Origin of the sequence: Microbacterium neungamense, assembly GCF_024971095.1 — a bacterium.
In the GTDB taxonomy this organism is placed as follows: Bacteria; Actinomycetota; Actinomycetes; order Actinomycetales; family Microbacteriaceae; genus Microbacterium; species Microbacterium neungamense.
In genome coordinates, this window is record NZ_CP069717.1 from 2,405,683 (window position 1) to 2,427,569 (window position 21,887).

Here is a 21,887-nt window from a genome sequence, read left to right on the forward strand (position 1 = left end):
TCCATGCGCTCCTACGGTGGAAGCATGCCGTCCTCCGTCCCGTTCACGCGCACGCCCACGCCGCGCGAACTCCGCGGGGATCTCGTGCTCGCGGCGGCGATGCTCGTCGGCGGCATGCTGTCCGCCGCGCTGTCGTCGATCGCGGGCGTCTACGGCGAGGAGCAGGCGCCGCTGTGGACCGCCCTGCTCCTGGTGCCGGCCGTGAGTGCGCCGCTCGCGCTGCGGCGCCGCAGGCCGGCCGTGGTGGCCGTCGTCGTCGCCGTCGCGTTCTTCGTAGGCGTCACCTTCAAGGTGCCCGAGCTGTACGTCATGAACATCGCGATGTTCGTCGCGCTCTACACGGTGGGCGCCTGGATGAACAACCGGCGAACCGCCCTCATCGTGCGGGTCGCGATCATCGCCGGCATGTTCGCCTGGCTGATCGTGGTGATGTACCGCGACGCCATCGACCAGGCGAAGGAGGCGGACGTCGCCGCCGGGCTGTTCTCCCCCTACGTGGCGTTCATGATGATCCAGCTGCTGCTGAACGTGCTGTACTTCGGCGGGGCCTACTACTTCGGCGAGCGCTCCTGGCAGGCCGCCGCGCAGCGCGCGGCTCTCGAGGAGCGCACCGCCGAGCTCGAGCGCGAGCGCGAGGTCACCGCGGCGCAGGCCGTCGCCCTCGACCGCATCCGCATCGCCCGCGAGCTGCACGACGTGGTCGCTCACCACGTCTCGGTGATGGGGGTGCAGGCGGGCGCCGCCCGCATGGTCATCGACGACTCCCCCGCCGAGGCCGCCCGCATCCTCACCGCGATCGAGGCGGGCGCCCGCGACGCGATCCGCGAGTTCCACGGGCTGCTGGAGACCCTGCGGGCGCCGGGAGAGGACGCCGAGGCGGCCGCGCCCGCCGCCGGCGTCGACGACATCGAGACGCTCGCCGCCGCGTCGACGGATGCCGGCCTGCCCACCGCGTTCCACGTCATCGGCACGCCCGTGCCCGTGCCGCCGGTAGTGGCCGTGAACCTCTACCGGATCGCGCAGGAAGCGCTCACCAACGCCCGCCGTCACGCCGGCCCCGGCGCCACCGCGGATGTGCGCCTGCGCTACGCCGCCGACGCCGTGGAGCTGGAGGTGGCCAACACCGGCCGGCCCGTCGCGGGCATCCGTCCCGGTCTCGGCCAGCTCGGCATGCGCGAGCGCGCGCACGCCTCGGGCGGCACCATCGAGTTCGCGCCGCGCGCCGAGGGCGGCTTCCGGGTGCGCGTCGCGGTGCCGCTCACGGACGCCGGAGGAGGACCCGAATGACCGCGCAGACCCCGATCCGCGTGCTGCTGGTGGACGATCACGCCATGCTCCGGGCCGGATTCCGGACCATCCTCGACGCGCAGCCCGACATCACCGTCGTGGGCGAGGCGGCCACCGGCGCGGAGGCGGTCGCCACGGCCGCGCAGCTGCGCCCGGACGTCATCACGATGGACGTGCAGATGCCGGACATGGACGGCCTCGAGGCGACGCGGCGGATCGTCGCCGACCCGGCGGTGTCCTCCGCGATCGCGGTGGTGACCACCTTCGACCGCGACGAGTACCTGTTCCAGGCGCTCGAGGCGGGGGCGAGCGGATTCCTGCTGAAGAACGCGGGCCCGGAGGAGCTCATCGCCGCGGTCCGCGCACTCGCGGCCGGCGACGGGATGCTGGCGCCCGAGGTGACCCGCCGCGTGCTCACCCGGTTCGCGTCATCGTCCGGGCGCGGAGCGCCGGCGCACATCTCGACGGCATCCGCCGGCCCGGCATCCGCCGTCCGAGCCTCCGCGTCCGGGGCATCCGGAGTCCTCGCCGAGCCGCTCACGGAGCGCGAGGCGGAGGTGCTGCAGCTGATGTCGGACGCCCGCAGCAACGCCGAGATCGCCTCCGCGCTGTTCATCGGCGAGGCGACCGTGAAGACGCACGTGTCCCGCATCCTGCAGAAGCTCGGCGCGCGGGATCGCGTGCAGGCCGTGGTGCTCGCGCACCGTCACGGCCTCGCCTGAGGAGGCCGGCCCCCGCGGAGGCCGGCCTCACCCGTCGGCGGTCAGGCGGCGTGACGGCGTGCGGCCTCCACGCGGGTGATCAGCGTGTCGAAGGCGGCGATGTAGCCGCGCAGGAACTCGGCGGTGCTCTCCACGGTGACGTCACCCTCGTCGGTGATCAGGCCCGGGGTGACCTGGACGAAGCCCTCGGGCTGGCCCATGGTGACGGCGTTGAAGTGGCCGAGGATCGCACGCAGGTGCTGCTGCGCGGCCGCGGTGGCGATGCCGCCGCCGGAGGCGCCGATGACGGCGGTCGGCTTGCCGTCGAACGAGCCCTGCCCGTAGGGACGCGCGGCCCAGTCGAGGGCGTTCTTCAGCACGCCGGGGATGGAGCGGCTGTACTCCGGGGTGAGGATGATGACGCCGTCCGCGTCGGCGATGGCCTGCTTGAAGTCGCGGGCGGCCTGCGGGAAGTCGGCCTCGGCGTCCTGCGAGTAGAAGGGGAGGTCCTTGATCGGGATCTCGACGAGCTCGACGCCCTCCGGGGCGAGCTTCGCGAGCGCGGTCGCGAGGCGGCGGTTGATGGAGGTGCTCGACAGGCTGCCGACGATGTATCCGATGGTGCGGGTCATGAGAGTCCTTCTGTCTGATCGTGAGGGGGACGATGGGGACAACCGCCCCGAGCCACCGTTCTATTCCAATGAATAGAGTTACTCCGTCCGAGGACGGATGCCGCGGGATCCGCCCGCCGGGGGATGCCCTCGGCACAGCCGCTTCCTAGCGTGGATGTCATGCAATCGACGAACTGGCCACCGACGCTGCAGCTGCAGGGCGTGACGAAGAGCTACGGCTCGCGCCGTGTGCTCCACGATGTCTCGTTCCCGGTCGCCGCGGGCCGGCTCACCGGCTTCGTCGGCGGCAACGGCGCCGGCAAGACCACCACCATGCGGATCATCCTCGGCGTGCTCGCCGCGGATGGCGGCGCGGTCACCCTCGGCGGCATGCCGGTGACCACGGCCGACCGCCGCCGCTTCGGGTACATGCCCGAGGAGCGCGGCCTGTACCCGAAGATGAAGGTGCTCGAGCAGGTGGTCTACCTGGCCCGGCTACACGGCTTCGGCAGGGCCGAGGCGACACAGCGCGCCGAGCGGCTGCTCACCGACCTCGGGCTCGGCGAACGGCTGGAGGACCGCATCGAGTCGCTGTCCCTGGGCAACCAGCAGCGCGCGCAGATCGCGGCCGCGCTCGTGCACGATCCCGAGGTTCTCATCCTCGACGAGCCGTTCTCGGGCCTCGACCCGCTCGCCGTGGACGTGGTGGCGGGCGTGCTGCAGGCTCGCGCCGCCGACGGTGCCGCCATCCTGTTCTCCTCGCACCAGCTCGACGTCGTGGAGCGGCTGTGCGACGACCTCGTCATCATCGCCGGCGGCGCGATCCGGGCGGCGGGCTCCCGCGACGCGCTGCGCGCCCAGCACTCCACGCGCCGCTTCGCACTGGCGACGACGACGGATGCCGGGTGGCTGCGCTCCGCGCCGGGGATCGAGGTCGTGGATTTCGAGGGCGGCGACGCCGTGTTCGACGCCGAGGACGACGAGGCGGCGCAGCGCGTGCTGCGCACCGCTCTGGAGCGCGGCGACGTGCTGTCGTTCGCGCCGCAGCATCCGTCCCTCGCGCAGATCTTCAAGGAGGTCATCCGATGAACCCCGCATCGACCGGCACCGCGATCTGGCTCGTCGCGGAGCGGGAGATCACGGCCAAGCTGCGCAGCAAGGCGTTCCTGATCTCCACCGGCATCCTGCTGCTGATCGCGCTCGCCGGCATCCTGATCCCCGGATTCGTGAACCGTGACGCGTCCGGCACGCCGGTCGCGGTGACCGCGGAGACGGCGGATGCCGTGCGCGGCGTCGACGGGATCGACCCGACCGAGGTGACCGACCGGACCGCCGCCGAGCGGCTCGTCCGCGACGGCGAGGTGGACGCCGCCCTGGTGCCGTCGAACGACCCCGTCTTCGGATACACCGTCGTCGCGATGGACGAGGCGCCGAACTCGCTGCTGATGATGCTCGCCAAGTCGCCGCCGGTGGAGCTGCTGGATCCCGACGCGACGAACCCGTACCTGCGGGGGATCATCGCGATCGGCTTCGGCATCGTCTTCCTGGTGGCCGCGTCGACCTTCGGCGGCACGATCGCGCAGAGCGTGGTGGAGGAGAAGCAGACCCGCGTGGTGGAGCTGCTCATCTCGGCGATCCCGACTCGCGCGCTGCTGGCCGGCAAGGTGCTCGGCAACACGGTGCTGGCGATGGCGCAGATCCTGGCGCTCGCGGCCGTCGCCGTCGTCGGGCTCATCATCACCGGCCAGAACGAGCTGCTCGCCGGTATCGGCGGGCCGATCGTGTGGTTCGCGGTGTTCTTCCTGTTCGGGTTCGTGCTGCTGGCGTCGCTGTTCGCGGCGACCGCGGCGATGGTGTCGCGGCAGGAGGACATCGGGGCGACAACCACGCCGATCACGATGCTGGTGATGGCGCCCTACGTGCTGGTGATCGTCTTCAACGACAACCCGCTGGTGCTCAAGATCATGTCGTACGTGCCGTTCTCGGCGCCGGTGGGGATGCCGATGCGCCTGTTCGTCGGCGAGGCGCAGTGGTGGGAGCCGCTGCTGTCGCTGGTGATCCTGCTGGCCTCGTGCGCCGCCGCGATCGCCGTCGGCGCGAAGATCTACGAGAACTCGCTGCTGCGGATGGGCGCGAGGGTGAAGCTGACCGAGGCGCTGCGCGGCTGACCGGTCGCCGCCCGCCGCCGTCCGCAGAAGGGGTGGGACGGCGGCGGGCGGCGTGGCAGGATGTGTGCGCACCCATGGAGGAGACATGGCCGACGGAAGACTGCCCGCACACGCCACCAACACGCACCTCTACCGCGGCGCCCGGCTGCTGACCTCGATCCCGGCGAGCGAGCTCGCCGCCGGTCCGCGGGAGCTCACGATCGTGTTCCACGACGGCGTCGAGATCCCCGCGGAACTGCTGCAGAACGAGCACGGCGACCTCGCCCTCGAAGTCCCCTCGTACCGCACCGGGGCCGGCACCCGCGTCGCGATGACGCTGTGGCACGCGACCATCGACGACCTGCCCGACGGCTCGGCCATCGTCCTCGGCACGAAGGTGTGAGCGGATGCCGCGCGTGACCGGGATCACTCCTCGTCGATCACGGCCTCGATCACCTCGTCATCGTCGTCGCCATCGGCCGGCGCAGCCGGCGCCTGCCCGGCGCTGGTGAGCACCAGCCCCGACCCATCGGCCGCGACGTCCACGCGGACGACATCGCCGTCGTGCACGCGGCCGGACAGCAGCGCCGTGGCGAGCCTGTTCTGCACCTCGGTCTGGATCAGCCGGCGCAGCGGCCGGGCGCCGAACACCGGATCGTAGCCGCGCTCGGCGAGCCAGGACCGGGCATCCGGGGTCACCGCGAGCGTGAGCCGGCGGTCGTGCAGCCGGCGCTGGAGCTGGTCGACGGCGAGCTCGACGATCTGCGCGAGGTCGTCCTCGCTCAGCGCCGAGAACATCACGATGTCGTCCAGGCGGTTGAGGAACTCGGGGCGGAACGCCTGCCGCACCAGCTCCATCACCGCGTCGCGCTTCTGCTCCCACGACAGCGACGGGTCGATCAGGATGGGCGAGCCGATGTTGCTGGTGAGGATGAGGATGACGTTCGAGAAGTCCACCGTGCGGCCCTGGCCATCGGTGAGCCGCCCGTCGTCGAGCACCTGCAGCAGGATGTCGAACACCTCGGGGTGCGCCTTCTCGACCTCGTCGAGCAGCACCACGCTGTACGGGCGCCGCCGCACCGCCTCGGTGAGCTGACCGCCCTGCTCGTAGCCGATGTACCCGGGAGGGGCGCCGACGAGGCGGGAGACGGTGTGCTTCTCGCCGTACTCGGACATGTCGATGCGCACCATGGCATGCTCGTCGTCGAAGAGGAACTCCGCGAGCGCCTTGGCGAGCTCGGTCTTGCCGACACCCGTGGGCCCGAGGAACAGGAACGAGCCGGTGGGCCTGCCCGGATCGCTGATGCCGGCCCGGGAGCGCCGCACGGCATCCGACACGGCCGTGACGGCCTCTTTCTGCCCGATGATGCGGCGACCGAGCTCGCGCTCGAGCTGCAGCAGCTTCTCGGACTCGCCCTGCAGCAGGCGCCCCACCGGGATGCCGGTCCACGCGGCGATCACGGCGGCGATGTCCTCGTCGGTGACCTGCTCGTTGACCATCCGCCCCTCGGAGGAGGCGTTCGCCTCGGCCTGCTCGGCCTCCGCGATCTCGCGCTCGAGACGCTTGATCGTCTCGTACTCGAGCTTGGACGCCCGGGTGTAGTCCGCCTGGCGCATGGCGAGGTCGCGCTGCGTGATCGCGTCGTCGAGCTGCTTCTTCAACTCGCCCACCCGGTTCAGACCCGACCGCTCGCGCGCCCAGCGCTCCTCGAGCTCGGCCAGCTCCTTCTCCATGCCGGTCAGCTGCTCCCGCAGCGCCGCGAGGCGCTCCTTCGACGCGTCGTCCTTCTCGCGCTTCAGCGCCAGCTCCTCGAGCCGCATCCGGTCGACCTGACGCTTGAGCTGGTCGATCTCCACCGGGGACGAGTCGATCTCCATCTTCAGCCGCGACATCGCCTCGTCGATGAGGTCGATCGCCTTGTCCGGCAGCTGCCTGCTGGGGATGTACCGGTTGGAGAGGGCTGCGGCGGCCACCAGCGCGCTGTCCGAGATGGTGACGCCGTGGTGGGCCTCGTACCGGCCCTTGAGTCCGCGCAGGATCGCGACGGTGTCCTCGACGCTCGGCTCGCCGACGTACACCTGCTGGAAGCGGCGCTCGAGCGCGGCGTCCTTCTCGATGAACTCGCGGTACTCGTTGAGCGTGGTGGCGCCGATCATGCGCAGTTCGCCCCGGGCGAGCATGGGCTTGAGCATGTTGGAGGCCGCGACCGAGCCCTCGCCGCCGCCCGCGCCCATCAGCACGTGCAGCTCGTCGATGAAGGTGATGATGCGACCCTCGGACTCCGTGATCTCCTTGAGCACGCTCTTCAGCCGCTCCTCGAACTGGCCGCGGTACATCGCGCCGGCGACGAGGGCGGAGATGTCGAGGGCGACGAGCTCCTTGTCCTTGAGGGATTCGGCGACGTCCCCGGCCACGATGCGCTGTGCCAGGCCCTCCACGACGGCGGTCTTGCCGACGCCGGGCTCGCCGATGAGGACGGGGTTGTTCTTCGTGCGCCGGGTGAGCACCTGGCTCACGCGGCGGATCTCGCTGTCGCGTCCGATCACCGGGTCGAGCTTGCCCTGCCGGGCGCGGTCGGTCAGGTTGATGCCGAACTGCTCGAGGGGGCTCTGCTGTTCTTCCTGCTGCTGTGCGGGGATGGTCATTCTGCTCCTCCTGGGGATGCCTTCGCGGTCAAACTTGAGTTGTGTCGACTCAAGTTTACCGCGTCCCAGATCGCCGCCGCCACCTCCCTTTTCGTCCCGGCGGCGGATGCCACGACCTCTCCGCCGTCTCCGATGATCTCGACCGCATTGTCGGCCGCCTCGAACCCGCGCTCGGCGTCGACCAGGTTCACCGCGAGCAGGTCGACGCCCTTGCTCTCGCGCTTGCGTCGGGCGCGGGCGCGGCGCTCACCGGGATCCGTGAGCGTCTCCGCGGCGAAGGCGACGATCGTCTGCCCCTCCGGCATCCGTCCCTCGCGGCGCGCGGCCGCGAGCCCGGCGACGATGTCCTCGTTCTCGACGAGCTCGATCCGCTCCAGCCGCCCGTCCTCCTTCGTGAGCTTCTGGTCGGACGCGCGCGCGGGCCGGTAGTCGGCGACCGCAGCCGCCATCACGATCACGTCGCTGCGGGCGGCGGCGCTCTTCATCGCGTCGGCCATGCGCGCCGCGGTGCCCGCGTCGGTGATGCGGATGCCCGGCCGCCGCGCCTCCGCGAGCACGTCGGCCGCGATGTGGGCGGCGACGAGCTCGACCTCGGCGCCTCGGCTCGCCGCCTCGACGGCGAGCGCGACGCCCTGCCGGCCGCTGGAGCGGTTGCCGAGGAAGCGCACCGGGTCGATCGGCTCGCGCGTGCCGCCGGCCGACACCGCCACGCGCAGGCCGGCGAGGTCCTGCGGGGCGAGGGCGGAGAGCGCCTCGACGAGGATCTCCTCCGGCTCCAGCATCCGCCCCGGGCCGGAGTCGCCGCCGGTGAGTTCGCCGTCGGCCGGACCGGCGATCCGCACGCCGCGTTCCCGCAGCGTGGCGATGTTCGCCTGGGTGGCGGGGTGCCGCCACATCTCGGTGTGCATCGCCGGCGCGATGATCACCGGCGCGGTGGTGGCCAGCAGCGTGGTGCCGAGGAGATCGTCGGCGAGCCCGGCGGCCATCGCCGCGATCGTGTTGGCGGTGGCCGGCGCCACGATGACGAGGTCGGCGGCCTGGCCGAGCGCGACGTGCCGCACCCGCGCGACGTCCTCGTGGACGCTGGTCGTGACCGTGTTCCGGCTGATGGACTCCCAGGTCGGCGCCCCGACGAAGCGGAGCGCGTCCTCGGTGGGGATGACCGTCACCTCGTGACCATTCTTGATGAGCAGGCGCACCAGGTGCACCGTCTTGTAGGCGGCGATGCCACCGGTGACGCCGACGACGATGTTCACGGTTCCGATTCTGCCCCACGCGGCGCGCGCCTAGACTCTCCCTCGTGTGCACGGTCGTGATCGATGTCTCCCGTCCCACGCGGCTGCTCGCCGTCCGCGACGAGGATCCGCAGCGGGAGTGGGACGACCTCGGCGTGTGGTGGCCGGAGCACCACCCCGGCGTGATCGGCATCCGCGACCGGCGCGCCGGCGGCGCATGGCTGGCCGTCGACCCGGCATCCCGTCGCCTGGCGGTGCTGCTCAACCGCGCCGACGTGCTCGATCTGCCCGAGAGCGAGGTCCTCTCGCGGGGGAGCCTCGCCCTGGAGTCCGTCGCGGGGCGGTCACCGGAGCCGCCGCTGCGCACGCACGGCTTCAACCTGCTCGAGGTGTCCCCGGAGCGCTCCCGCGTGCTGTCCTGGGACGGGGTGCAGCTGAGCGAGACGCCGGTACCCGAGGGCGTGCACATGATCGCGCACGACGGGCTGGACGACCCCACCACCGCGCGCATCGCGACCTGGCTGCCCCGGTTCCGCGCGGACCGCCCGGCCCCGGGCGACGCCGACTGGTCCTCGCGCTGGCTGGAGCTGCTCGCCGAGAGCGGCCGCCTCTCGCGGGACGACGACCGCGCCATCATCCGGGACAACCACGTGCACGGCTACCCCACGATGTCGCTGCTCTACTGCATCGCCGCGGTGGCGGATGCCGGGGCGCACGTGCACTCGCACGTGCTCGCACGGCCGGGCGAGTGGAGCTGACCCGGCACGCCGAACCGACGGAAGCCGCTCAGGCGGGCACGGCCTCCGGCAGCGCGTCCGGCATCGCGCACGAGAAGCGGGCGCGGTAGGCGGTCGGGGTGGTGCCGAGCACACGGGCGAAGTTCTGCCGCAGCACCGCGGCGGAGCCGAAGCCGCACTCCTCCGCGATGCGCTCCAGGCCCCAGTCGGTGCGCTCCAGCATCCGCTGCGCGTGGATGATCCGCTGGCGGGTGAGCCACGACGCCGGGGTCGCGCCGAACTCGGCCTTGAAGCGCCGGGCGAACGTGCGCGGGGACATGTGCGCGCGCTGCGCGAGCTCCTCGACCGACAGCTCGTCGCGGATGTTCTCCACGGCCCAGTCCGCGACCGCCGCGAGGGAGTCGCTCGGCGCGGCGGGCAGCGGCCGGTCGATGTACTGCGCCTGCCCGCCGTCGCGCTGCGGCGGCACGACCATGCGCCGCGCGATCCGGTTCGTGAGCTCGGAGCCGAGTTCGATCCGCAGCAGGTGCAGGCAGGCGTCGATTCCCGCGGCGGTGCCCGCGCTGGTGATGATGCGGCCATCCTGCACGAACAGGACGTCGGGGTCGATGTCGATCCGCGGGTACATCGCCGCCATCGTGTGCGCGTACATCCAGTGCGTGGTCGCCCGGCGGCCGTCGAGCACGCCGGCCGCGGCGAGCACGAACGACCCGCTGCAGACGCTGAGCACCCAGGCCCCGCGCTCGACGGCGGCACGGGCCACGTCGATCAGCCGCGGGTCGATGCGCCCCCAGCTCTCCCGCGGCACCGGGCAGAAGACGACGAGGTCGGCCTCGTACGCGAAGCTCAGGTCGTGCTCGACGTTCACCGAGAAGCCGAGCTTCGAGCGCACCGGCCCGGGCTCGACGGCGACGACCCGGAAGTCGAAGTCGGGGACGCCATCCTCCTTGCGGTCCAGGCCGAAAGCCTCGCAGGCCACACCGAACTCGAAGGGGGCGAAGCCCTCGTCGATCACGCAGGCGACGGTCTTCATCGCACTCCTCCCGGCCGAGACGACGTGACAGTTTTCCTACGAACACCGTCCGTTCTGCCACTCGTGACGGGTTCTCTACGATCGTAGCGTTTCTGCCATGATCATCGCCATCCTTCTCGCAGCACTCGCCCTCTGGGGCGTCATCGCCACGATCATCGAGGTGCGCCGGGACGGCTACCGGCCCGTGCCGACCGATTGGTCGCGCGTCGCCGCGATCGACGCCGCGCAGCATCCCGAGCCCGGCGTCGGTTACCGCTGAACCCGAATGCCGGCGGGCCGGCCGTCACTCCGGCAGCGGCTCACTCCGGCAGCGGCTCGCCCCGGTACAGCGCCTCGAAGGTGTCCAGGGTGCGGTTGATGTCGTGCACCGCAACGCCGTCGAGGGACGCGCGCTGCATCCGCTCGTACTCCTCGGGCGCGGCGGTCAGCACGCGCGTGAGCTTCTCGGCGAGGTCGTCGATGTTCCCCGGCTCGAAGAGGTAGCCGTTCTCGCCGTCGTGCACCAGGTGCGGAAGGGCGACGGCATCCGCCCCCACGACCGGCAGCGCCGAGGCCATCGCCTCCATCGTCGCGATCGACTGCAGCTCGGCGATCGACGCGATCGCGAAGACGGATGCCCGGGAGTACAGGTCGCGCAGCTCCTCGTCGGACACCTGCCCGTGGAAGGTGACCCGTCCGTCCAGGCCCAGCTCGTGGGCGAGGTGCTCGAGGCTCTTGCGCTGGTCGCCGCCGCCGACGACGTCGAAGTGCACGTCCAGCGCGGGGTCCAGTTTGGTGAGGGCGCGCAGGATGACGTCGACCTGCTTCTCGGCGGTGAGCCGCCCGACGAAGATGACCCGGTTGCGCTCGCGCGGACCGATGACCGGCCGGTAGTTGGACCGGTCGATGCCGCAGCTGATCGGCACGACGCCCTCGATGTCGATCGTGCGCTCCAGGAAGTCGGCGGCCTTGCGCGTCGGGGTGGTGACGGCGCGGGCCATGTCGAAGGTGCGCTTCGCGTCTGCCCAGGCCAGCTTCAGCACGATGTCGTCGATGAACTTCGGCATCGTGGTGTGGTCGAGGATGTTCTCGGCCATCACGTGGTTCGTCGCGATCACCGGGATGCCGCGCTCGCGCGCGATGCGCATCAGACCGCGGCCGATGATGATGTGCGACTGGATGTGCACGACGTCCGGCTGGACCCGGTCGAGCACCTTCCGGGCGTAGTGCTTCGAGCGCCACGGCCAGACGAAGCGCAGCCAGTCGTGCGGCAGCCAGCGCACCGCGGGGAGGCGGTGCAGGGTCATCGGCTCGCCCTCGATGATCTCGGTGTGCGGCGCCGAGCGGCGGTAGGCGGAGTTCGGGGCGACGACGTGGACGCGGTGGCCGCGCTGCACCAGCCCGGCCGCGAGGCGCTCCGCGAAGCGCGCCGCGCCGTTGATGTCGGGGGCGAAGGTGTCGCATCCGATCAGGATGGTCAGGGGGCGATCAGAGGTCGACGGATCCGTCGGTTCGCGATGATCGTCGGAGGTTGTCACGGAGGGCTGCCTATCTGTAGCTCTCGAGTTCGGTTGCCACGGTGGGGCGCAGGCCACTCTACCCGAGGGGACTGCGGCGGCCCGGAGGCCGTGCCGAGGTGCATCCCGTACCGTGGGGTCATGCGCCTCACCTCCTCCGCCGACCCCGCGCTGTGGATCCCCGTGACCGAGTCGTTCGGCTGGCGCGGACGCCGCCATCGCAAGGCGGCGATCCGGATGCTGCTCGACCAGGCGGCCGCCGGCGCCGGACGCGAATCGCTGCCCGGCTCCCGGTTCGGCACCTGGCTGGCCAGCCAGGCCGTGCCGATCGCCATGCGCCAGGCGCGCGGGCGGGTGCTGGCGTGGACGTGGAAGGCCGAGCCCGAGCTCGTGGTCGCGATGGCCACGGTGCAGGAGCTGACCCCGCATCTGCGCACCGCGCGCGCGATGATGCCGATGGAGTACGACGACACCGAGGCGTTCCCGACTCCGCTCGGCGTGGGGGAGAAGCTCGTGGTGGCGATCCCGCGGACTCCGGCTTCGCCGCCCTTCGCGACCTACACCTGGGACACCGGCACGCACCTGATCACACTGAACGCGGTGTGCAGCGACCGCCAGCGCTTCGGCACTCTGGAGGGCGCGCTGGACGATCTCGCCCGCAGCATCCGCATCGCCGACGACCTGACCGCGGGCGAGTCGGACATGCTCCGCCTCCCGCCGGCCTGAACTCCGCCCGGCCAGAGCGCGTCCGCCCGACCTCCCGCCGTCAGGACCGGAGCGCGGTCTCGATCACCTCGTGAGCCGGCGCGTGCAGGGCCTCCGCGGCCGTCCGGCCGGTCGCGGCGAGGTAGCGGTCCGCGAGGCGGTTGCCGACCGCATAGCCGCCACCGGTCGGCACACCCACCGGCTGACCGCCGAAGCGGCGCGCCGTGGCGTCGCCGAGCACCCACGCGGCGAAGTTCTGCATCCCCTGGACGTCGAGCCCGGAGACGACCTTGTCGAACACGGCGTCGTCGTGCAGGTGCGCCCGCGCGATCGGGGTGTACCCGAGATCGTCGCCGTACAGCTGCCGCGCGAAGGCGTCGGCGAGCCCCTCCGAAACGACGTGGTCGCCGACCGCGACGGTCGCCGGGTTCCAGACGGCGCCGCCCGGCGCGAAGCGCAGGTTGTGGTGCAGCTCGTGCACCGCGGACGCCTCCAGTCGCGCCAGGTTCTCGTCGGTCGGCCACAGCGTGAGGCTGATGTAGCCGGTCCATCATCGTGATCGTCATGTCTGCCACGGTAGAAGTTGACGCAGCGGACAGGTCAACCTCGGGCATCCGACCCCGCGTGCCGACCCGCGATCAGATGTTCACGTCTCCGACGAGGTTGACCTTGATGCCCATGCCGTCGAACATCGCGGCCTTGGCGAGGAGGGCCTTGTCGGCGGTCTCGGCGTCGGGGGCGTAGACGACCTGCGCGTGGTTGGCCTTGTGCCGGGCCATGAACTGGTCGCGGGTCTGGCCGTGCAGCACCACGTGCGCGATCGGCCACTCCGGATTGGTGGCGTTCTTGCGGCGCTGCGTCTCCTCCTCGGGCAGCTCGATCACGGTGCCGCGGAAGATGTCGGCCTGCAGGATGCCGTCGGCGATGAACACCCGGCTGATCACGACCTCGCCCGGCTTGGAGACGCCGTTGATCGTGGATCCGCCCGCGGGGAAGAAGACGTGCCCCTGCCGCCAGCCCTCGGCCTTGTCCCAGCCGCCGAGGTGCGAGGCAGGCACCGAGCCGGAGATCTCGTAGACCCAGACGAACTCGCCGTCGTACTCCTCCCCCCAGCGCACGTCGTGCAGGGTGTTGTCCGGCACCAGGCCCATGGCGCGCCAGACCCGGTCGGTGACCAGCGCATCCACCGCGACGGCCTCGTCGGCCTCGTTGAAGTGCGGGAACGCGCGGCCCTCGTGCAGCACCCGCGAACCGTCGCGCGAGGTCACCGGCGGCCGCTCCGTGGAGTTCAGGATGCCCTCGGCGAGGTCGGATGCCGGCACGAGGTCCTTCAACCCCTGCTGGTACTGGATGCCGACCGCGTCCAGCCCGAAGTCGTCGGCGATCCGGAGTGCGGCGATGTACATCTTCAGCTGCCACTGCACCTGGTCGCGGGTGAGTTCGGTGGCGGGGTCCTCGCCGTAGCGGAAGGTCATGCCGCGGTCGATCAGCCAGTCGTAGGCGGCGTCCGCCTCGGCATCCGTCACGCGCAGCATCTCGGCGTACAGCGCCGACTGCGAGAGCCGCTCCTTGTAGATGCCGGTCGCGTTCAGCAGCTCGTCATCGAAGATCGCGTTGTACATGCCCATGCAGCCCTCGTCGAACACGCCGATGATCGCCTTGTCCGCGAGCAGCTCGGCGGCGAGCGCCTGGCCGAGCTCCTTCTCCGGGGAGTCGGGCAGCGCGGGCAGCGGGCGCACGTGCGAGGCGTCGTGCGTGATGCGGCCGGTCTCGGTCCACTCCCGGATGCCGGCCTTGAACCAGTCGTCGGTGAAGTCGACCGACCAGATCGTGGCGTACTCCTTGCCCATCTTCGTCAGCCCGGCGTTCAGGCCGAGCAGCCCGACGAGTCCGGGCCAGTCGCCGGCGAAGTTCGCCACCGTGAGGATCGGCCCCTGGTGGGTGCGAAGCCCGGCGAGCACGTGGTGCGAGTACTGCCAGACCGCCTCGGCGACGATCAGGGGCGCGTCGACGGGGATGCGCTTGAAGACCTCCAGGCCCATCCGCTGGCTGGAGATGAAGCCGTGTCCGGTGGCCGGGTCGACGTCGTTCGCACGGATCACGGTCCAGCCGAGGTCGCGGAGCACCCCGGTGACCCCCTTCTCGAGTTCGACCTGCGTCGGCCAGCCGGCGGTGTTCGCCGACTCGCGCAGGTCGCCCGAGGCGATGAGGTAGGCGGTCTTCGGTGCGGATGCCGGGCGGGATGCCGGGGTGGGGAGGGCGTAGCTCATGGTGTGCTCCGGGTGATTCGGGGAGGGTGGTCAGTGGGTCCGCTGCGCGTGGGCGAGCTCGTGCACCACGTCCTTCGTCGCTTCGTACAGCCGCAGGTAGCGGTCGAAGAGCGCGTCGTAGGTCGCGCGGACGGCGGGGTCGGGGGTGACGGTCTCGGCGATCGGGTTCCAGTCCGTGATGACGGGCGCCGCGCCCTCGGCGGCGACGGCGGATGCCGCGAGGAACGCGGCGCCGTAGCTGGCGCCGATCGTCGTCTCCGGCACTTCCTGCACGAGGCCGGTGGCGTCGGAGACGATCTGCAGCCAGAGCCGGCCCTGCGTGCCGCCGCCGACCGCGACGATGCGGCGGATGTCCGCGCCGGCGGCGCGCATGGTCTCCACGTTGTGCCGCACGCCGAGGGCGGTCGCCTCGAGCGCTGCGCGGTAGAGGTCGCCGCGGCCGTGGCGCAGGGTGAGTCCGGCGATCACGCCGCGGGCATCGGGGTCCTGGATCGGCGTGCGCTCCCCCGCAAAGTAGGGCAGCATCACCAGCCCGCGCGCGCCGGGACCGGAAGCCGCCGCCTCGGCGAGCAGCTGCGGGTAGTCCGCCTCGGTGAGGTCCTTCAGCCACGCGGTCAGCGCGCCCGAGGTGGACAGGCCCCCGGCGAGGTTGCGGGTGCCGGGGAAGGCGCCGGCCGTGGTCCACATCGACGGGGTGCGCAGCGTCTCCCCGCCGGTCGCGACGAGGAACATCGTCGTGCCGTACATCAGCATGAGATCGCCAGGCTCGTGCGCGCCGACGCTGACGGCCTCCGTCCAGGCGTCGATGGTGCCGGCGACGACCGGCGTGCCGGCCGGGATGCCGGTGAGCCGGGCGGCCTCCGCGGTGATCGTGCCGGCGATGTCACCGGCCCAGGCGAGCGGCGGACGCTCGAGCCTGCCGGCGTAGCGGTCCCACCACGGCTCGTGCCAGCGTTCGCGCTCGATGTCGTAGAGCGGGGACACCTGGCTGGCGGACTGGTGATCCAGGACGTATGCGCCGGTCAGCTTGCGGGCGAGCCAGGAGGCGGGCATGAACAGCCGACGGGCGCGCGCCCAGGCATCCGGCTCCTCGTCCGCGATCCAGGCGATCTTCGGACCACCCGCCTGGGAGGTGAGCACGGAGCCGCCGATGCGGGTGATCTCGTCCTCACCGAGCTCGTCGGTCATGTGGGCGATCTGCGCGGTGGATCGGGTGTCGACGCCGTACAGGATGGCGGGGCGCACCGGCTCGTCGTGCTCGTCCGCCAGCAGGATGCACGGACCCATGCCGCTGACCCCCACGCCGACGACCTCCGCGTCTTCGTCCGCCAGCAGCTCCCGCGCGATCGCGACGAACTCGTCCCACCAGATGCGACCGTCCATCTCCACCCAGCCGGCGTGCGGGCGGCCGACCTCATGGGCGCGGGTGGCGGTGGCGACGATGGTGCCGTCCTCCGCGACGAGCACGCCCTTGCTGCTCGACGTGCCGACGTCCACTCCGAGCGTGCAGCGCATCTCGTCCTCCTGACTGATGAGACCTGCGACCACGATACGCGAAATCGATTTCATCATGCAACGCGCTCGTCACCGCGCCGCGCGCCGCGGGTCACTCGCCGACCGAAGCGGGATGCAGTTCGCCGTGGAGCACGACGTTCCGCGGCGGGCCGGCCTCGCCGTGCACTCTCTCCAGCAGCATGCGCGCCGCTGTCATGCCCATCTCCCGAGCGGGGAGCCGCACGACGCTCACCGCCGACGGCGACAGTGTGGTGAACGGCAGTCCGCCGATGACGGCGACAGCGACCTTCGGCGGCGTGAGCGCGCGCTCGCTGAGCACCTGGATCGCCCCGACGCCGATCAGGTTGTTGCCCGCCACGACGGCGTCCGGCGGCTCGGGCAGCGCGAGCAGCCGCTCCATCGCCTGGCGCCCGCCGTCGACCCGGAACGACGAGAACAGCAGGAGGTCTTCGGGCGCCTCGAGGCCCGCATCATGGTGCGCTTGCCGCCAGCCCTCCGCACGTTCGGCCGCGGTCTCGATGTGCTCGGGTCCGCCGATGTACGCGACCCGGCGGTGGGTGCCCAGCAGGTGCGCAGCGGCGGCGCGTCCGGCCTCCCGGTTCGCCATCACCACGCTGTCGATTTCCGCTCCGGCGTGACGGTCGACGGCGACGACGGGGCGGCCGGAGTCGAGCAGCACGTCGAGCGCCGGCCGATCCGAGGCCGGCGCCAGGATCACCCCGGACATGTGCTCGGCCACGGCGATGCCCAGGTAGGTCGATTCCTTATCCGGCTCGGCATCCGAGTTGCACAGCACCACGGAGTACCCGGCCTCGGATGCGACGTCCTCGACCCCGCGCGCCACCTCGGTGAAATAGGGGTTCTCGATGTCCGGGATGATCAGCCCGATCACCTCGGAGCTCCGCCGCCGAAGCGTGCGGGCGGTGCGGTTGGGAACGAACCGCAGCTCTCGGGCCGCCGCACGCACCGCTTCGGCCTTCTCCGCCGACACGCTCGTCCCGTTGAACACGCGCGACACGGTCGCCGGCGACACTCCGGCGGCGCGTGCGACGTCGTAGATGGTGGCCATGACGGTCCTCGGGTGATGGCTTGCAGGACTTCTGACCTTACCTGCGTCGGTCATCGCCTCCCCGAACTCACTGCCGCGGCCGAGGCCGCGACGAACGTCTCGTCGACTCAGGCGTGAGCCCGCACCACGCGCGCGACCTCCGCGCGCCCGGCGTCGTCGGGCGCGGCGATCGCCATCCGGCAGTGCGCGTCGGTGACGCCGAGCACCCGGTAACCCTCTTTCATGCGCGCCATGTCGCCGCCGATCAGGGCGACCACCTCGTCGACGGCTTCCTGAGCCGCGGCGACGGCCGAGGCGTCGCCGGAGCGAGCCGCATCCGCGAGAGCGCGGAACGGCTTCGGCGTCACGGCAGACACGCCAGACACGACGCCCTGCGCACCCGCCCCGGCGGCGGCGACCAGGTCGCGATCGGCTCCGGTGTACAGCTCGAAACCCTCCGGCACCGCCGCTCGGTAGGCCGCGAGGTCGTCCAGCGTCAGCTCGCTGACCTTGGCACCCACCACGTTCGGCAGCTCGGCGAGCCGCACCAGCAGCTCGGGCGACACGGGGTTGCCGCTGCGCGCCGGGTAGATGTAGACGTACAGGCGCCCGTTGCCGACGGCATCCGACACCTGCCGGAAGTAGTCGAACACGGCGTCGTCGGTCGAGCGCAGGTAGTACGGCGTCAGCGCGGCAAACTCGCGCACCCCCAGAGCCCGGGCGACCCCGACCAGGCGCACGGCCTCGAACGCGCTCGGCCGCCCGACGTGCACGATCACGCGCATCCGATCGGCGAGCTCCTCCATCGCGGCCGACACAAGCGCGGTGAACTCGTCGACGTCGACAGCGGGGAACTCTCCGGTCGTGCCGAGCACGAAAGCGCCCTCGTGGCGAGGCTGTAGCTGCTGAACGAGATTTACAGGCTGTAGATCATCGCGCCCGCGGTGAAGACGAGGAACCCGATCAGCCACGGCGCGATGAACAGGTACCCCGCGATCGCCTCGCGCTTGTCGTAGCGGTCGCGTCCGGCACGCCGGACCTCGCGGGCACGCGTGGCGCGTCGGCCGGCCGTGCGTGCCTCGGTGACCGCCACGATGCACCTCCTCGAAGTGAGCGGGGTGGCCATCCTCTCGGCGCACGCGGGACGGTGTCGAGGGGCTTGCCCGCCGATCGTTCCTGTGCAAGCGCTCAGCCCCGTCCGAGACAGACGGATGCCCCGGGCGATATAATTCCGTCGCGCCCCTCGTCGCTCGACGACTCCGCCAGACGCCCGCCGTTCGGGTGCCATCGCACCCCGGCAGCGCTTCCGCGGCATCCGCGACGGCGCGACACGCTCATTCCGAGCACGGTCCCCGGTCCGCCGGCGGTGCTCGGCCGACCCCGCGAAGGAGGACGATGATGACGACACTCTCGGCGCTGCCCCGCACCCGCCACCGCAGCACCGATCTCATCGCACGACCGGACGTGCTGCTGGATCGGGGCCTGCTCCATCTCGTCCACGACGACGTCACGCCGTGGCAGGCGCGCATCGACGACCTGCGCGCCACCGCGGACGCCCTCGAAGCCGCCGGCATCGATGTGATGCTGATCCGCCGCGACCGGTCCACCCCGTCCTTGGTCGTGGACGCCGAGAACCGCGAGGCCGCCATCCACGCGCTGCGCGCGCACCTGCCCGAGGACCCGTTCTACGTCAAGCTCAAGGGACGGCCCGCCGTACCGGTGGAGGATGCCGTCGCACCCGCCGGCGCGCCCTCCGCGCTGCGCGTGTTCCGCCCCCGGATCACACCGGGCCGCACCCTCCGCTACGGAGCGTCGCTGGCCGCCCGCGTCGAGTTCTGGCGGTTCGGCGCAGACCTCGTCGAGGCGCCCGACGACAACGTGCTCACCCGGCGGCTCACGCCGGCATCCGACCTCTCCTTCACCGAGGTCGAGCGGTACGGCCGGGTCTGGCGCACGATCGACGGCATGTTCGACCCGCTGCCGGACGAGTTCCGCGAGGACGTCGACATCGTCTTCTCCTGGGTGGACGGCTCCTCCACCGAGTTCCAGCGGCAGCGCGCGGCGCAGCTGGCCGCGCACGTGGTCGGCGAGGGCGACGACGGGCCGGCCCGCTACCGGCACGTCGACGAGCTGCGCTACGCCCTGCGCAGCGTGCACATGTACGCACCGTGGATCCGCCGGATCTTCATCGCCACCGACTCGCCGGCACCGCGCTGGCTCGCCGAGCATCCGAAGGTCACCATCGTGCGCAGCGAGGAGTTCTTCGCCGACCCGAGCGTGCTGCCCACGCACAACTCGCACGCCGTGGAGGCGCAGCTGCACCGCATCCCCGGCCTGTCGGAGCACTTCCTGTACTCGAACGACGACATGTTCTTCGGACGGATGCTGGAGCCGGAGCTGTTCTTCGCCCCGGGCGGCACGACGAAGTTCGTGGAGAGCGAGATCCGGATCGGCGCGGGCGCCCCGCAGGTGGAGCGCAGCGGCCACGACAACGGCCTGCGGGTGAACCGCGCCCTGCTGCGGGAGCGCTTCGGGCGGACGATCGTGCGCGACCTGGAGCACTGCGCCGCCCCGATGCGCCGCAGCGTGCTGTTCGAGCTGGAGCAGACCTTCCCCGAGGAGTTCGCCCGCACCGCCGCCGCGCGGTTCCGGTCGATGACCGACATCTCGGTGACGAACAGCCTGTACCACTACTACGCGCTGTTCACCGGGCGCGCGGTGCCGACGACGCGGCCGCGGGTGCGGTACGTGCACACCACCACGGCGGGTGCGCTGGAGCGGGTGGACCGGCTGGTCGAGAGAAGCGACCTGGACATGTTCTGCCTGAACGACGGCGCCGAGACCGACATCCCGGAGCAGCTGCGGATGCGGGCCGTGCGCGACGCGCTGGAGCGGCTGTTCCCGATCCGCGCGCCGTGGGAGAAGGCGGATGCCGCGGAGGACGCCGACCGGGCATCCGCCGCGATCAGCGGCTAGCCTCCGGCCGGCTGGTTCCCCGGCCGGCGCGGCTGCTGTCGTGCCGGCTGCCCGCCCGGCACCGCCTCCCCGCCGTCGTCCTCGCGGCCGGCGGCGGGGATGCGCGGGCGCCACAGCACCACCTCGGTGGAGCGGCGCACCCGGCGGCCGGAGGGCAGGGTGATCACCTGACCCGACGGCCCGGCGGCGAACACGCGCACGCCCGGGCGGTTCTCCCGCTCGGCGCGCAGCGCGTTCTCGAGTTCGGCGACGCGGCGGCGCAGCATCCGCACCTCGTTCTCGAGGTCGAGCAGCTTCGCGATGGCGGGCAGGTTCATCCCCTCGCTGGAGAGCTGCGCGACCTCCCGCAGCTGCTCGATGTCGCGCATCGAGTACCGCCGCGAGCCGCCGCGGGTGCGCCCGGGCACGACCAGCCCGAGCCGGTCGTACTGCCGCAGCGTCTGCGGGTGCATCCCGGCCAGCTCGGCCGCGACCGCGATCGCGAACAGCGGGGAGTCCGCGTCCATCGTTACACCTGCGCTTTCGCCATCATCTCCGCGCGCGGGTTCTCCTTCGGCTCCAGCTCCTGGAACCGCTCCAGCGCCTCGCGCGCGGCGGCATCGAGGTGCGACGGCACGACCACCTGCAGCTCGGCGAGCAGGTCGCCGGAGCCCTTGCCGGTGGTGATGCCGCGGCCCTTGACGCGCAGCACACGGCCGGACGGGGTGCCGGGGGCCACGCGCAGCCGGACGGTGTCGCCGTCCAGGGTGGGCACCTCGATGGTGGCGCCGAGCGCGGCCTCGGTGAAGGTGACCGGCACGGTGATGCGGAGGTTCTTCCCCTCGCGCCTGAACACCGGATGCGGGCGCACGGTGACCTGCACCACGATGTCGCCGCTCTCCCCGCCGTCCGGCGAGGGGCGGCCGCGGCCGCGCAGGCGGATCTTCTGCCCGTCGGCGACCCCGGCGGGGATCTTGACCTTGAACGGCTTGCCGTCCTCGGCCTGCAGGGTGATGGTCTCGCCCTTGGCGGCCGTCATGAAGTCGATCGTGGTGCGGGCCGTGACGTCGGCGCCGCGCTGCGGACCGCCGAACCCGCGGAAGCCGCCCGTCTGCTGCCCGAACCGACCCGACCCGAACCCGCCGCCCTGCGTGAACATCGAGAAGATGTCGTCGAAGTCCGCGGTCTGGCCGCGGCCGCCGAAGCGGCTGAAGACGTCCTCGAACCCGCCCGCGGCACCCGGGCCCGCGGTGAAGCGGGCACCGGAGCCCATCGCGCGGATCTCGTCGTACTCGCGGCGCTGCTCGGGGTCGCTCAGCACGGCGTACGCCTCGCTGATCTCCTTGAACCTCGCCTCGGCGGCGGCGTCGCCCGGGTTGGCGTCCGGGTGGTACTTCCGCGCGAGCTTGCGGTACGTCTTCTTCAGGTCCGCGTCGCTGACGTCCTTCGAGACTCCCAGCGTCTTGTAGAAGTCCTTGTCGAACCAGTCCTGGCTAGCCAT

At 71.6% G+C, this 21,887-nt stretch carries 22 protein-coding genes; 9 read left to right on the forward strand and 13 right to left on the reverse strand.

Annotated elements, in window-relative coordinates; translation table 11 throughout:
• Positions 1 to 24: 24 nt before the first annotated feature.
• Complete coding sequence (locus tag JSY13_RS11755; protein ID WP_259606842.1) at positions 25 to 1,287, forward strand: sensor histidine kinase; 1,263 nt, start codon at positions 25 to 27, stop codon at positions 1,285 to 1,287.
• Positions 1,284 to 2,009 (forward strand): response regulator, encoded by a 726-nt coding sequence (locus JSY13_RS11760; protein ID WP_259606843.1) that lies wholly within the window; start codon positions 1,284 to 1,286, stop codon positions 2,007 to 2,009. The genes JSY13_RS11755 and JSY13_RS11760 overlap by 4 nt, the downstream gene beginning before the upstream one ends.
• 41 nt (positions 2,010 to 2,050) lie before the next feature.
• Here the strand turns inward: JSY13_RS11760 and JSY13_RS11765 are convergent, their stop codons facing one another.
• Positions 2,051 to 2,620, reverse strand: coding sequence for an NADPH-dependent FMN reductase (locus JSY13_RS11765; RefSeq protein ID WP_259606844.1), 570 nt, complete (start codon positions 2,618 to 2,620; stop codon positions 2,051 to 2,053).
• Between the two features lie 159 nt (positions 2,621 to 2,779).
• Here JSY13_RS11765 and JSY13_RS11770 point away from each other — a divergent pair, with 159 nt between their 5' ends.
• From JSY13_RS11770 to JSY13_RS11780, 3 genes are all read left to right on the forward strand, one after another.
• A complete protein-coding gene (locus JSY13_RS11770) occupies positions 2,780 to 3,688 on the forward strand; it encodes an ABC transporter ATP-binding protein (protein WP_259606845.1) in 909 nt (302 codons plus the stop codon).
• Positions 3,685 to 4,767 carry an ABC transporter permease gene (locus JSY13_RS11775; RefSeq protein ID WP_259606846.1) on the forward strand — a complete coding sequence of 361 codons (1,083 nt, stop codon included), beginning with the start codon at positions 3,685 to 3,687 and terminating at the stop codon, positions 4,765 to 4,767. The genes JSY13_RS11770 and JSY13_RS11775 overlap by 4 nt, the downstream gene beginning before the upstream one ends.
• 85 nt (positions 4,768 to 4,852) lie before the next feature.
• Positions 4,853 to 5,149, forward strand: a complete 297-nt coding sequence (locus JSY13_RS11780) for a hypothetical protein (protein WP_259606847.1) — start codon at positions 4,853 to 4,855, stop codon at positions 5,147 to 5,149.
• Positions 5,150 to 5,172: 23 nt separating this feature from the next.
• On the opposite strand, the gene JSY13_RS11785 is transcribed toward JSY13_RS11780, so the two are convergent.
• Both JSY13_RS11785 and coaBC read right to left on the reverse strand, forming a co-directional pair.
• The gene (locus JSY13_RS11785) at positions 5,173 to 7,392 is read right to left on the reverse strand and encodes an ATP-dependent Clp protease ATP-binding subunit (RefSeq protein WP_259606848.1); all 2,220 of its coding nucleotides are present in this window, start codon (positions 7,390 to 7,392) and stop codon (positions 5,173 to 5,175) included.
• The gene (coaBC, locus tag JSY13_RS11790) at positions 7,389 to 8,648 is read right to left on the reverse strand and encodes a bifunctional phosphopantothenoylcysteine decarboxylase/phosphopantothenate--cysteine ligase CoaBC (RefSeq protein WP_259606850.1); all 1,260 of its coding nucleotides are present in this window, start codon (positions 8,646 to 8,648) and stop codon (positions 7,389 to 7,391) included. The genes JSY13_RS11785 and coaBC overlap by 4 nt, the downstream gene beginning before the upstream one ends.
• A 44-nt stretch (positions 8,649 to 8,692) precedes the next feature.
• On the opposite strand from coaBC, the gene JSY13_RS11795 reads away from it, so the two are divergent.
• A complete protein-coding gene (locus tag JSY13_RS11795; RefSeq protein ID WP_259606851.1) occupies positions 8,693 to 9,385 on the forward strand; it encodes an NRDE family protein in 693 nt (230 codons plus the stop codon).
• Between the two features lie 28 nt (positions 9,386 to 9,413).
• Here JSY13_RS11795 and JSY13_RS11800 read toward each other — a convergent pair whose 3' ends face one another.
• Positions 9,414 to 10,397: a GlxA family transcriptional regulator gene (locus tag JSY13_RS11800; RefSeq protein ID WP_259606852.1), complete on the reverse strand. Its 984-nt coding sequence runs from the start codon at positions 10,395 to 10,397 to the stop codon at positions 9,414 to 9,416.
• A gap of 97 nt (positions 10,398 to 10,494) precedes the next feature.
• Between JSY13_RS11800 and JSY13_RS11805 the strand changes: the two genes are divergently transcribed.
• Positions 10,495 to 10,656, forward strand: a complete 162-nt coding sequence (locus JSY13_RS11805; RefSeq protein WP_259606853.1) for a hypothetical protein — start codon at positions 10,495 to 10,497, stop codon at positions 10,654 to 10,656.
• Between the two features lie 40 nt (positions 10,657 to 10,696).
• Here the strand turns inward: JSY13_RS11805 and JSY13_RS11810 are convergent, their stop codons facing one another.
• Positions 10,697 to 11,914, reverse strand: a complete 1,218-nt coding sequence (locus JSY13_RS11810; protein ID WP_259606854.1) for a glycosyltransferase — start codon at positions 11,912 to 11,914, stop codon at positions 10,697 to 10,699.
• A 120-nt stretch (positions 11,915 to 12,034) separates the two neighbouring features.
• Between JSY13_RS11810 and JSY13_RS11815 the strand changes: the two genes are divergently transcribed.
• Positions 12,035 to 12,619: a hypothetical protein gene (locus JSY13_RS11815; RefSeq protein ID WP_259606855.1), complete on the forward strand. Its 585-nt coding sequence runs from the start codon at positions 12,035 to 12,037 to the stop codon at positions 12,617 to 12,619.
• Between the two features lie 40 nt (positions 12,620 to 12,659).
• On the opposite strand, the gene JSY13_RS11820 is transcribed toward JSY13_RS11815, so the two are convergent.
• The 6 genes from JSY13_RS11820 to JSY13_RS11845 all read right to left on the reverse strand — a co-directional run bounded on the left by JSY13_RS11820 (position 12,660) and on the right by JSY13_RS11845 (position 18,524).
• Positions 12,660 to 13,136 (reverse strand): DUF2268 domain-containing putative Zn-dependent protease, encoded by a 477-nt coding sequence (locus JSY13_RS11820; RefSeq protein ID WP_259608209.1) that lies wholly within the window; start codon positions 13,134 to 13,136, stop codon positions 12,660 to 12,662.
• 100 nt (positions 13,137 to 13,236) lie between these two features.
• Positions 13,237 to 14,868 (reverse strand): fucose isomerase, encoded by a 1,632-nt coding sequence (locus JSY13_RS11825; protein WP_259606856.1) that lies wholly within the window; start codon positions 14,866 to 14,868, stop codon positions 13,237 to 13,239.
• Positions 14,869 to 14,898: 30 nt separating this feature from the next.
• A complete protein-coding gene (locus tag JSY13_RS11830) occupies positions 14,899 to 16,383 on the reverse strand; it encodes an FGGY-family carbohydrate kinase (RefSeq protein ID WP_259606857.1) in 1,485 nt (494 codons plus the stop codon).
• 91 nt (positions 16,384 to 16,474) lie between these two features.
• The gene (locus JSY13_RS11835) at positions 16,475 to 17,452 is read right to left on the reverse strand and encodes a LacI family DNA-binding transcriptional regulator (RefSeq protein WP_259606858.1); all 978 of its coding nucleotides are present in this window, start codon (positions 17,450 to 17,452) and stop codon (positions 16,475 to 16,477) included.
• Positions 17,453 to 17,559: 107 nt separating this feature from the next.
• On the reverse strand, positions 17,560 to 18,402 hold the full coding sequence (locus JSY13_RS11840) for a dihydrodipicolinate synthase family protein (protein WP_259606859.1): 843 nt from the start codon (positions 18,400 to 18,402) through the stop codon (positions 17,560 to 17,562).
• The gene (locus JSY13_RS11845; protein WP_259606860.1) at positions 18,348 to 18,524 is read right to left on the reverse strand and encodes a hypothetical protein; all 177 of its coding nucleotides are present in this window, start codon (positions 18,522 to 18,524) and stop codon (positions 18,348 to 18,350) included. Before JSY13_RS11845 ends, JSY13_RS11840 begins: the two co-directional genes overlap by 55 nt.
• Positions 18,525 to 18,829: 305 nt before the next feature.
• Here JSY13_RS11845 and JSY13_RS11850 point away from each other — a divergent pair, with 305 nt between their 5' ends.
• Positions 18,830 to 20,407, forward strand: coding sequence for a stealth family protein (locus JSY13_RS11850; RefSeq protein ID WP_259608210.1), 1,578 nt, complete (start codon positions 18,830 to 18,832; stop codon positions 20,405 to 20,407).
• Here the strand turns inward: JSY13_RS11850 and JSY13_RS11855 are convergent.
• Both JSY13_RS11855 and JSY13_RS11860 read right to left on the reverse strand, forming a co-directional pair.
• A complete protein-coding gene (locus tag JSY13_RS11855) occupies positions 20,404 to 20,913 on the reverse strand; it encodes a heat shock protein transcriptional repressor HspR (RefSeq protein ID WP_259606861.1) in 510 nt (169 codons plus the stop codon). The two genes, JSY13_RS11850 and JSY13_RS11855, sit on opposite strands and share 4 nt — an antisense overlap.
• A 2-nt stretch (positions 20,914 to 20,915) precedes the next feature.
• Positions 20,916 to 21,887: a DnaJ C-terminal domain-containing protein gene (locus tag JSY13_RS11860; RefSeq protein WP_259606862.1), complete on the reverse strand. Its 972-nt coding sequence runs from the start codon at positions 21,885 to 21,887 to the stop codon at positions 20,916 to 20,918.